The organism is Pseudoalteromonas sp. (assembly GCF_041613455.1).
Taxonomy (GTDB): Bacteria; Pseudomonadota; Gammaproteobacteria; order Enterobacterales; family Alteromonadaceae; genus Pseudoalteromonas.
The window spans coordinates 1-11,466 of record NZ_JBFJHD010000095.1 but is presented as its reverse complement, the minus strand read 5'-3'; the positions used below and the strand labels follow the sequence as shown (position 1 = coordinate 11,466).

The 11,466-nt window shown below is 43.9% G+C and carries 11 protein-coding genes; 7 read left to right on the top strand and 4 right to left on the bottom strand.

Translation table 11 applies throughout. From position 1 onward, the window contains the following. Positions 1 to 2,099: diguanylate cyclase domain-containing protein (locus ABYB02_RS10130; protein WP_372762345.1), on the bottom strand; the 2,099-nt coding region annotated here is incomplete at its 3' end. Positions 2,100 to 2,459: 360 nt separating this feature from the next. On the opposite strand from ABYB02_RS10130, the gene ABYB02_RS10125 reads away from it, so the two are divergent. After that, positions 2,460 to 3,302, top strand: coding sequence for a pirin family protein (locus ABYB02_RS10125; protein ID WP_372762344.1), 843 nt, complete (start codon positions 2,460 to 2,462; stop codon positions 3,300 to 3,302). 81 nt (positions 3,303 to 3,383) lie between these two features. Here ABYB02_RS10125 and ABYB02_RS10120 read toward each other — a convergent pair whose 3' ends face one another. From ABYB02_RS10120 to ABYB02_RS10110, 3 genes are read right to left on the bottom strand one after another with little or no spacing between them, the layout of a single operon-like run. Next, positions 3,384 to 3,626, bottom strand: a complete 243-nt coding sequence (locus ABYB02_RS10120; protein WP_372762343.1) for a hypothetical protein — start codon at positions 3,624 to 3,626, stop codon at positions 3,384 to 3,386. After that, positions 3,616 to 4,074 (bottom strand): hypothetical protein, encoded by a 459-nt coding sequence (locus tag ABYB02_RS10115; RefSeq protein WP_372762342.1) that lies wholly within the window; start codon positions 4,072 to 4,074, stop codon positions 3,616 to 3,618. Before ABYB02_RS10115 ends, ABYB02_RS10120 begins: the two co-directional genes overlap by 11 nt. Positions 4,075 to 4,080: 6 nt before the next feature. Continuing rightward, positions 4,081 to 4,413 (bottom strand): DUF883 domain-containing protein, encoded by a 333-nt coding sequence (locus ABYB02_RS10110; protein ID WP_372762341.1) that lies wholly within the window; start codon positions 4,411 to 4,413, stop codon positions 4,081 to 4,083. A gap of 631 nt (positions 4,414 to 5,044) precedes the next feature. Between ABYB02_RS10110 and mraZ the strand changes: the two genes are divergently transcribed. Genes mraZ through murF form a run of 6 tightly spaced genes read left to right on the top strand, consistent with a single transcriptional unit; the run spans position 5,045 to position 11,457 of the window. Next, positions 5,045 to 5,503 (top strand): division/cell wall cluster transcriptional repressor MraZ, encoded by a 459-nt coding sequence (mraZ, locus tag ABYB02_RS10105; RefSeq protein WP_372762340.1) that lies wholly within the window; start codon positions 5,045 to 5,047, stop codon positions 5,501 to 5,503. Positions 5,504 to 5,531: 28 nt separating this feature from the next. Further along, on the top strand, positions 5,532 to 6,470 hold the full coding sequence (rsmH, locus tag ABYB02_RS10100; RefSeq protein WP_372762339.1) for a 16S rRNA (cytosine(1402)-N(4))-methyltransferase RsmH: 939 nt from the start codon (positions 5,532 to 5,534) through the stop codon (positions 6,468 to 6,470). Further along, positions 6,467 to 6,793: a cell division protein FtsL gene (gene ftsL / locus ABYB02_RS10095; protein WP_372762338.1), complete on the top strand. Its 327-nt coding sequence runs from the start codon at positions 6,467 to 6,469 to the stop codon at positions 6,791 to 6,793. The genes rsmH and ftsL overlap by 4 nt, the downstream gene beginning before the upstream one ends. Beyond that, a complete protein-coding gene (locus ABYB02_RS10090) occupies positions 6,790 to 8,607 on the top strand; it encodes a penicillin-binding transpeptidase domain-containing protein (protein ID WP_372762337.1) in 1,818 nt (605 codons plus the stop codon). The genes ftsL and ABYB02_RS10090 overlap by 4 nt, the downstream gene beginning before the upstream one ends. Further along, positions 8,600 to 10,078: a UDP-N-acetylmuramoyl-L-alanyl-D-glutamate--2,6-diaminopimelate ligase gene (gene murE / locus ABYB02_RS10085; RefSeq protein ID WP_372762336.1), complete on the top strand. Its 1,479-nt coding sequence runs from the start codon at positions 8,600 to 8,602 to the stop codon at positions 10,076 to 10,078. The genes ABYB02_RS10090 and murE overlap by 8 nt, the downstream gene beginning before the upstream one ends. Further along, positions 10,075 to 11,457, top strand: a complete 1,383-nt coding sequence (murF, locus tag ABYB02_RS10080) for a UDP-N-acetylmuramoyl-tripeptide--D-alanyl-D-alanine ligase (protein WP_372762335.1) — start codon at positions 10,075 to 10,077, stop codon at positions 11,455 to 11,457. The genes murE and murF overlap by 4 nt, the downstream gene beginning before the upstream one ends. Positions 11,458 to 11,466: the final 9 nt, after the last annotated feature.

The window sequence follows — 11,466 nt, the reverse complement described above, 5'->3', positions numbered from 1 at the left end:
TTATGCATTGCTTGATCCGCTGCTTTCAATAACTGCTCCGTGTTATTTGCATCACTGGGAGCACAGGCAATGCCGATACTGGCACTCATAAAGAGTTTCTCGTCATTAATTACAATAACTGCGGAAAGTGCGCGTAATAGCGTATTTGCTTGCTGCTTTAGTTGTGCAATGTTATCAGCGCAATGGAATACGATAACAAACTCATCTGAGCCAATACGGGCAACGAGCTCTGCGTTATATGCTTGTTGCGCAATTCGTTGAGCGACAATTTTAAGCAGTTCATCACCAAAACTATGCCCTAAACTGTCATTTACCTCTTTAAAATGATCAATGTCGAGTAGCATGATAACCAATTGCTGACTATCGTTGTGAGGTTGCTGCAAACACTCATTTAAGCGCTCTCTTAGTTGTAAACGATTAGGTAAATCGGTGAGCATATCAAAGCGACTTTGTTTCCAAATTAACTCTCGATTGCGCTTGGTTTCGGTTAAATCGGTAAAAATAGCGATACGACGTGTTGCTACACGCTGTGCATCATATATTGTGTCTATGGTGAGCCATTCATCATACAATTCACCATTTTTACGGCGGTTGGTAATTTCGCCTTGCCAACGTCCGCTGTTACTTAACTCAGTCCACATGGCTTGATAAAACGCGCTATCATGCTGCCCCGAAGATAAAATTTGCGTGGTTTTTCCTAGTACCTCTTGTTTAGTAAACAAAGTGGCTTTAGTGAATGCGGGGTTAACATCGTAAATAATGCCATTTGCATCTGTGACTATCATGGCTTCACTACTATTTTCATACACTAAAGCGGCTAAGTGCAGTGCCGCTTCGTTGGCTTTACGCTTGCTAATGTCACGCAGCAAAATAACACATTGTTGTTGGCAAGAAAGGGCATTTATATGTGCTTCAAGGTGCTTGTCTTGCTGGTTGTCGCTGAGCGTAAGTTCAAGTGGAAAGCCCTCATCTTTGTTATACAAGTGAGTTAATAGCTGATGTGCATTGTGCTCACCGAGTAGCCCAGACAAGCTTAATTGACTATGAAAATGTGGCGCTGTAGGCGGTAAATGTTTAAAGCTATCGCTCATATTTAAAATATCACCCTGCAGATTAATTTTTAAATAATCGTCAGGTAGGGCATTGAGCAAGCTTTTTAATTCATCGTGCTTGAGTTGTAACTTCGCTTCTGCCTGTAGCCGAGTGTGTGCCATATTTTTAAAACGTTGATATAAATGATTGAGTTCTTGGCTTACAGGTTGCTCGCTGTTGTTTGGCATTTCCCCGTTTGCTAAACGCTCGATAGCCTGTGTTAAATGTTTGAGCGGATTAAAAATACTTTGCTTTAAAAGCTTTTTTGCCAGCAGTGAAAATGCGCCTAACGCCAGTAAAAATAGCCCAATGAATTTAGCAAAATTAGCGTCAAGCTCAGCCATAATGCCAGCAATTGGCAGTGCAATATAAATAGCTAAATTATTATGTTGCTGGTCACGGTAAATCGTCTCGTGGTAAAAAATTTGCTGGCTACCACTGCTGCTTTTAAATGGTGTAAGTGGTTGTTGGGTATAAGTGATGTCGGTGTCATCTAAGCGGCGTCCCCAACGTGTTGAGTCATTGGGGTAATTGGCTAAGATCAGCTGCTTACTATCGGTGATCACTACCCTTGCTCCACTGGGGAGCATGAGGTTATTGAGTGCCACATTCCACTGCTCTAAGGCAATGACGCTGACCAGTGCACCAATCACCTGATCACTGTTATCAATAATTGCAACGGCAAAGTTAATACTTGGCGCTTGCCAGCTGCGATCATGTTGAAAATAACCAATTGCGGCGCTGTTATGAGTCATCGCATTTTTAAAATAACCTCGATCCGCAATATTAATATGGTCTATTTTGCCATTGGTTGCACACAGTAGATCGCCTTGTTTATTCACTATGCCTATATTGGCAATATTATTTAAACGCTGAAAATCTGCAAAGTAACTGGGGCAAGTGCGGGGCAGTTGGCTTAGATCATAGGGTTTGTTTGCTAAAAAGTGGCTCACAGTTGCAATGTTTTTAATTTCGCGCTGTTGCTGTTTACTGAGCTGCTGTGCCACATTAACAATGCTGTTTTTACTTTGTTTGACGACCGCCTGATGGTTTAAGTATAGCCCCGCGGTTATGATAATAACCCCAGGAATGCACAGTAATATAAGTAAACGGTAGAGTTGATGTTTAAGCGACGCGGTAAAGATGATGGATCCTTAATGCATGTTAAAGCTGCGCAAGCAGCTTACAAATAGGCCAGTATGACTGCGAGTATAATTTATTCACGAGTATGCTAGTTTGATTGTAATCAAACTTTATGGGATTAATTTATGATTCGTTTAAAACGAACAAATGGCACGGATTATACAAATATACGTAAATTTTCAATGTGATTTAATAGCACCATCTACTTTATTGGAGCAATTGAAATGAAAGTCATTAAGCAACTAAGTGCACAGGCAACCCAAGATGGTGATGGTGTTAATATCAGCAGGATCCCAGGTTTTGATGGTAAGCACCTAGATCCATTTTTAATGATTGACGAATTAAAGTCAGATAATAAAAATGATTATATTGGTGGTTTTCCGGCACACCCGCATCGCGGTATGGAAACCTTTACCTACATCATCAAAGGTGGCTTTGAACACCGCGATCAAATGGGTAATAAAAAAGCGATTAGAGCCGGTGATGTACAATGGATGAGTACCGGTAAAGGCGTGATACACAGCGAAATGCCACTGGCAGATGCTAATGAAGGGCTGCATGGTTTTCAAATCTGGATCAATATGCCAAGTGCAGAGAAAATGCGTGCGCCAATTTATCAAGATACTACAGAGCACCCAGCACCAGTGGTGACAAATGAGCATGGCGTGTCACTAAAAGCATTGGCAGGAACGTGGCAGTTTGCTGAGCAAACATTAACCTCTAGCTTGCAAACGTTGGCCGCTAATGCAGCATTAGCCGATGTAACATTACCTGCAAAACAGCGGATTGAACTAGCGCCATTAAGCCAGCAAAAAGTGATGCTGTATATTCATACTGGTTCGCTAACCACTCCAGAAGGTGGCACCATAGCTGAAAAGCAATTGTTAATTTTAGAGCCAGGGAGTGATATTGAATTATATTCAGAGCAAGGGGCGGGGGTATTAATTTTAGCGGGTGATGAACTTAAGCAACCGATAGCTCATATGGGGCCGTTTGTAATGACCACGGAGAGCGAAATACAACAAGCGATTCGTGATTTTCACAATGGCGAGTTTGGTAATATTTAATTAGCAGCGCCAGCAATAAAATAGCAAGGAGTGCAGCTTAATTGCTGTACTCCTTGGGTATATGAACAGTGAACTTTAAGGTTAAGTTAATAGTCTAGCTAGCCAAGCAAATTTTCTAATAAACTTTGAATTACTATCTGAAGCTTGCATGACTGCGCCCGCTAAAAATGCACTAGTTAGGCCAACCTTAGTCACGGCAAAGCGTTTTAAGCGGTATTTAAATGCCGCCTGATGTTGGCGTTTCAACTCACTGCGTAACTGCATTTGCTGGGTTAAATTATTGAGCTTTTCATGCGGTGATTTAATAAAAAATTTAATTAGCATTGGCCCCTCCAAACAACTGTTTTAAACTATTCATTGTTTTAGCAAAGCCAATTTTACTCGCTAGATAACTGGCACTTCTCCATACCCACACTAATGCAGCAATTTGCAGTAGGATGGCTGTTGTTAGGCTTAACCACAGTGAATCAGTGAGTTCGTACACACCTAAGCCTATTACGCTTAGCAAGGCACACCACAATAAAATCAAGCCACTGGCAAAACAACACAGCAAAATAATCAGCAGCGCTAATGATCTCGCTGATAAACGCCACTCGGCTTGTGCTATTTGCTGAGTAAGTTGGGTTTGTGCCTTATAGTCATCCTTAATTTGTTGCGAGTAGGCAATTAACTTTGCAACGTGAATTTGCCAATCATCCTGCTGGGCAACATCTTCAGTGGCTTGATTTAGCGTGCTACCCTCCTTGGCAGCCGTTGTCTGTGCATTATCCATCACAATTTACTTACGACGCAGTAACGCGGTAAATAGCATACCCGCAGCAAACGCAATTCCCGCTGTTGCAAGTGGGTTTTCAGCGGCCAGCGCCCGTGTTTTAGAGCTGTACTCACCTAGTTTTTGCTGCGCAATTAATTGCTTTTCACTCAATGTTTGCGCTGAGCTGCTTGCCCCTTTTCTTACTGAACTTTCTGCAGCGGCGGCTTTACCTGAAAGCGCATCTACAGCTTCGTGTGCGGCCGATGTGGCTTTTTCAGTTAAGGGGGCCTCGGTTGTCGGTTTTTTTACTTCAGCTGCTTTAGTCGACGTTGTTTTAGCATTAGTTGCAGTAGCCATAATCAATCCTTAATAAGTGATAAAAATTTATTTGGTACGGTTACAGCAGCAATGATTACACCAAGTTTTTATATGTTATTACCTGTTGATTTTAAATGTTTTATTCTTTGTTTGTTATTTAGGTAGGGTGTTGGGCAGGTAACTATTGCAGTCAGCATCAGTAAAATTTACACAACCTTTAGTATCAGCTTGTCGGATAAAAATGACTGCTAGTGAGGAGACTTTGCTCGCACCGGCTGTTCGCACTTTAAGGCATTATTAGTTAGCCAAAGTGGCTCAACTCAGTGGCAAAGATCGCTGTAGTATCAAAGCCAACACATCTAATATAGCGCCGCAAAAATTGTAATTATTCACTGGCTATTCAGCAAACAAAAGTTGTAAACAGAAAGTTATATAAATTGCGTGCAAAAAATTATCGCCATTAATTCCCTTTTTTCCCACTTAATTCAACCGCTTTACTTCAGCCCTTATTTTTTCTGGCTTTGCCAGCCGTTAAAGGAGGTCTGATTACTTGACAAAAAGGCTTGTCAAGCCCTAAACTGGAGCACTGTGGTAAAAAGTGGTTTATAGTGGATCAAACTGGATCGAGTTAAGCAAAATAGTGATTAAAACAATTTAAAATAGGCTTGTTATGTTTCGTGGCGCGAGTTCACTGAGTTTGGATGATAAGGGACGTTTTGCAGTACCGACCAAGTACCGCGATACGCTGTTGTCTGAAGATCAGGGAACGGTTATTTGTACCGTCGCACTGAATGAGCCGTGTTTATGGTTGTATCCACTGGCCGAGTGGCAAGAAATAGAAAGCCGCTTAGCGAAAATCTCGAATATGAATCCACGCGCTCGGCGCATGCAACGCATGTTGCTGGGTAATGCCACTGAATATCAACTTGATAAAAACGGCCGCATTCTGCTCGCGCCTTCATTGCGCGCTCACGCAGAATTAGGCAAAAAAATCATGCTGGTGGGTTTAATGAATAAATTTGAAATATGGGATGAAGCGCGTTGGCATCAGCAGATGCGCCAAGACACGGAGTTAGAACGACTCGGTGAGTTTGAACCCCATCCAGATTTAGATAATTTCACTCTCTAACAGCACAAAAAAGGGCAAAAAATAGCTAATGACAGCGCAATTTGAACACGTATCTGTACTTATGGATGAAACCATTGATGCTCTTGCAATTAAACCCGACGGCATATATATGGATGGCACGTTTGGGCGTGGCGGACATTCAGGGCAAATATTAGCGCGTCTTGGAGCGCAAGGTCGGCTGCAAGCCATTGATCAGGATCCACAAGCAATTAAGTCGGCTGAAAAGTTTGCCGATGATCCGCGTTTTGCTATTGCGCATACGCGTTTTTCAAACCTTTACCAAGTAGCGGAGCAAAACGAGCTTATTGGCAAAGTTGATGGCATTTTGCTTGATATTGGCGTGTCATCACCGCAGCTTGATGATGCTGAGCGTGGCTTTAGTTTTATGAAAGACGGCCCATTGGATATGCGTATGGATCCCACCACAGGTCGCAGCGCGGCGCAGTGGTTAGCCGAAGCCGATTTAGAAGACATTACCCATGTTATTAAAAAATTGGGTGAAGAAAAGTTTGGTAAACGCATCGCCCATAAAATATTAGAGGTGCGGGAGCACACGCCCATTACCACGACTAAACAGTTAGCAGATTTAGTGGATGAAGCGGTGCCAGTAAAGGATAAGTTTAAACACCCAGCCACACGTACTTTTCAGGCGATTCGTATTTATATCAATAGCGAATTAGAAGAAATTCAAACAGCGTTACAAGCGGCTATTCAAGTACTTAAGCCGGGTGGGCGGTTAGTGGTTATTTCGTTTCACTCGTTGGAAGATCGCATCGTAAAGCAATTTATTAAAAAACAGAGTAAGGGAGAAGCATTACCCAGAGGTCTGCCTTTAACGGACGCACAAATAAATAAAAATCTGACGTTAAAAGCAGTGGGTAAAGCTATCAAACCAAGTGCTGCTGAAGTTGCACGCAACCCACGCTCGCGTAGCTCTGTACTAAGGGTTGCACAGAGGTTGGGATGAGTAAAAAAGCGAGTTATCGACAACCTAATTTATTTTTCGAAATAATTAAAGGCCTAGGAGCTAACAAGCTAACCTCGGCCTTATTGGTTGTGATATTCGTGACGAGTTTAAGCGTGGTGCAAGTAACTCACTTGGCGCGAGCACAAATTATTGAGCAAGATGTGTTACTCCAGCAACGCGACGAATTAGATTTAGAATGGCGTTACCTAGTAGTAGAAGAAGAGTTTTATTCGCAGCATGCGCGGATTGAAGAAGTTGCTATATCACAGTTAAAAATGAAACGGCCAACGAGCCAAGATGAGCAGGTGATAATACTACGATGAGAACGCGAGGGAGAAAGCCGGTAAATAATTTGATCACGTGGCGCTTTGCTTTGGTGTGCTCAGTGATTTTTTTAGTGTTTGTTACCTTAGTGACACGGGCTGCTTATTTACAAGTAATAGAGCCAGATAAAGCCCGCTCAGAAAGTGACAAGCGTACCGTTCGAGTAGAAAAATTACATGTGCAACGCGGCATGATCTTCGATCGCAATGGCAAAGAGTTAGCTGTTAGTGTGCCTGTGGTGAGTGTGTATGCCGATCCTAAAGCGTTACATAAGTCACTAGTCAGCAAGGTGTTAAGACAAGCGCGTAAAAATGGTGAAGATCATCAAGCGCTGGCCGAAAATAAAGCCGAGCTGGATAAGCGGACCGCGCTGTATTATAAAAACGATTTACGCTGGCGAGAGTTGGCGGATGTATTACGCATAGAACCCAACAAGATCAATTCACGATTATTGGCTGATCCCAGCCGTCGCTTTGTGTATTTAAAACGCCAAGTCACGCCGGCAGTGGCAAACTATATTGGTGAATTACGTTTACCCGGTGTGCACTTACTTGATGAATCGAAGCGTTATTACCCCGCCGGTGAAGTAACGGCGCACATTATAGGTTTTACCAATATTGATGGCAAAGGCATTGAGGGCATTGAAAAGCTTTATGAAAATGCGCTAACGGGTGAAGCCGGACGACGAACTATTCGTAAAGATGCACAAGGCCGCGAAGTTGAAGTACTCGATGAGCGTGAGCGCGTCGAGCCAAAAAATATTCAATTAAGTATCGATCAACGAATTCAAGGGATTGCCTATAAAGCGATTAAATCGGCGGTACTCACCTATAAAGCCACCTCGGGATCGGCGATGGTGGTTGATGTAACGACCGGCGAAGTACTCGCTATGGTCAATAGCCCGTCGTTTAACCCCAATAACTTAAATGATGCCGCCCCCCATAAGCGTCGTAACCGCGCAATTACCGATTTGTTCGAACCGGGCTCAACCGTTAAGCCTCTAGCCATTTTAGCTGGGCTAGACTACGGCTCAATTCAAGCCGATGACAGTATAGATACTTACCCAGGTTGGATGCGATTAGGTGGCAGTTTAGTGCAAGACACCCGTAACCGCGGTGAAATGACCCTGCGCGAAATCTTAAAGTATTCAAGCAATATGGGGGTGACTAAGGTCAGCCAAACCGTACCAAAAGACTACTTTGTTGGTTTATATCAAAAAGTGGGCTTTGGCAGTGACTCAGGTACCGGAATGGTCGGTGAAAGTAGTGGCTTATTTTACCCTAACCGTCGTTGGTCAGATCATGAAATAGCGGCGTTATCGTTTGGTTATAACCTCGCGGTAAGTACCGCCCAAATGGCCCGTTTTTATGCCATGTTAGGCGCGGGGGGCGTTAACCGCCCGCTGACTATTTTAAAGCAAGACGGTGTGCCTGAAGGCGAGCGTATTTTTAAGCAGCAAGACGTTGAAGCGGTTGTCCACATGATGGAAAGCGTGTTTGAAAATGACGGTACGGCACGTAACATCAAAGTGGATGGCTACCGTGCAGCAGGTAAAACAGGTACTTCTAAAAAAGCCGCTGTGGGTGGCTATGGTGATGAATATGTGGGGTATTTTGCAGGTGTTGCGCCAGCAGATAACCCACGTTTAGCTGTGGTAGTGATGATAAATGAACCCGGTGGCGACGTGTATTATGGAGGTGCCACAGCGGGACCTACATTTGCAGAAATCGTTTCTAACGCATTAAGAATATTAAACGTAGCGCCCGATAAGGACGAGGTGGCGTTCGTAAAAGGTAAAGATAACGATGCGTGATTTAAAAACCATTTTACACTATATCGAAATAGATGCGCCTTCGCAGCAGGTTAAGCACTTACGCTTAGACAGCCGCGAAGTGACGCCAGGCGACGTGTTTGTTGCCATTAAAGGCCATCAATTAGATGGTGGACATTTTATAGCACAAGCGATTGAAAATGGTGCGGTTGCAGTTATTGCTGACCGCTTATGTGAATTTGATACGAGCTTTGAGCCGCTTTATTTAGTGTCGGAGCTCGATAAGCGCTTGCCCGAATTAGCCAGTCGCTTTTACCAACAGCCAAGCCATGCGCTTGATTTAATTGGTGTAACGGGTACCAATGGTAAATCTACTACCACCGCAATGATTGCCCATTTAGCGCAGTTTTGTGCGACCGAAGCGGCCATTATTGGCACTTTAGGCTACGGTAAGGCTGACAGCTTAACTCCGCTGACGAATACCACGCCATCGGCAGTTGATTTGCAACGCATTTTAGCCGAGTTAAAACAACAACAGCAGCAACTGGTAGCGATGGAAGTGTCATCCCATGGGTTAGTACAGCAGCGTGTTGCAGAGTGTCAGTTTAAAGCCGCAGTGTTTACCAATTTATCCCGTGATCACTTAGATTATCATGGCGATATGGCACGCTATGGTGACGCTAAGCTGATGTTATTTAGAGATTTTGAACCGCAACTTGTAGTACTAAATCAAGATGACAGCCAAGTTGAACAATGGCTAGAAAAATACAATTTTAAGCGTTTAGTGTGTTATGGCCGTAAAAATTTAGTGCCAAACAATGCCCAGTTTGTTTATTTTTCTGATGTTAATTACAGCGCCCACGGTATTTCAGCACAATTGACTACAAGTTGGGGCGATATTACCGTTCAATCGCCGCTATTTGGCGAATTTAATTTATATAATTTAACCGCGGCCTTAGCGACATTGTTAGGCTTAGGTTACCCGTTGCAGCAATTAATAGCCGCTTGTAAAGAGCTACAGCCTGTTGCCGGGCGTATGCAAGCATTTAGCGCACCGGGTAAGCCGACCTGCGTGGTTGATTATGCCCATACCCCAGATGCGTTGGCGCTGGCGTTACAGGCGTTACAACAACATGTGCCGGGGGGGGTAAGTTGTGTATTTGGCTGTGGGGGCGACCGTGATAAAGGTAAACGCGCATTAATGGCGCAAGCAGCAGAGCAGCATGCTAACAAGGTGATTATTACCAGCGATAATCCACGCACCGAAAATCCCGACGCTATTATTGCACAGGTTGCACAGGGATTAACTCATCCAGAAAACGCTCATTTAGAAGCCGATAGAGCGACTGCCATTAGCTACGCAATAGACAATGCAGCAGCGGATGAAGTGATTTTAATTGCCGGCAAAGGCCATGAAGATTATCAAATAATAGGCGAGCAACGCATCAACTTTTGCGATCGCCAATATGTACAACAACAACTAAAAAAAGCAGTAAGAGGGACTCAAGCATGATCCCGATGGATTTTGATTGGCTGGCGCATGTACTAGCAACCGATTATCAAGGTGATAATCAAACAGTGATTAATATAAATACCGATACGCGCAGCATTGGCCGCGGTGAGGTGTTTTTAGCACTGAAAGGGCCTAATTTTGATGGCCACAAATTTGTCGCTGCAGCGAAACAACAAGGCGCGATTGGCGTGATTGTTGAGCACCCCGTTGAGGTTGATATTCCACAATTCATTGTGGCCGATACGCGCATCGCCTTAGGGACTATTGGTGCGGCAGTGATGGCGCAAGTAGCGCCTAAAACCATCGCCATTACTGGCAGTGTGGGTAAAACCACAGTGAAAGAAATGTGCGCCGCTATTTTATCGGTGCATGGCGATGTGCTGGCAACGAAGGGCAATTTTAATAACGATATTGGCGTACCGCTCACTTTATTACGCTTAGAGCCACACCACCGTTATGCGGTGATTGAGTTGGGTGCTAACCACTTAGGTGAAATAGCCTATACCACCGCGATGACTCAACCCGATGTTGCTGTGGTGTGTAATGTCGCCGCCGCGCATTTAGAAGGCTTTGGCAGCTTAATGGGCGTGGCGAAAGCCAAAGGTGAAATTTTTGATGGCCTTAAACAAGATGGCGTAGCAATCGTTAATTGCGACAGTGAGTTTAGTCAATATTGGCTAGATAAGCTAAAAGGGCGCAAAGTGACGCGTTTATCAAGTGATGAAAAACTGGATATTTGGGCACAAGATATCAGCTTAGATGAGCACGCGCGTGCCAGTTTTACGCTGTGTACTAAAGAAGAGCAAGTGCCGGTTAAGCTGGCATTGCCGGGTAAGCATAATATTAGCAATGCCCTTATTGCTGCGGCGTTAACCCGTGAATTTGATGTGTCTTTACCAGATGTTGCTAATGCACTTGCCACTATGGGTGAAGTTAAAGGCCGCGTTAATTTAATTCCGGTATCCGCAAAGTTAACGGTGATTGATGATAGCTACAATGCCAATGTTAAGTCGGTAAAAGCCGCGATTGATTTACTCAGTGATATGCAAGGCCACCGTATTTTAGCGTTAGGCGATATGGGCGAGCTAGGTGAAGAGGCACGTCAGTATCACCAAGAAGTGGGTGAGTATGCGCTGGCGCAAGGTATCGATGAGTTGTTTACCTTAGGGGTATTGAGCCGTTATGCCAGTGATGTCTACAAGCTGCCTAATCGTCATTTTTCCAATCGTGAGCAAATGCTGCAAACAATTCAAGCAAGCTTACAAAAAGTAGAGCAGAAAACCACCATAGTCGTGAAGGGATCACGCAGTTCTCGCATGGAGCTTTTAGTTACCGATTTAGTGAATGGCCAGCAACAAGCCATCAACGGAGAATCTTAATGTTAGTTT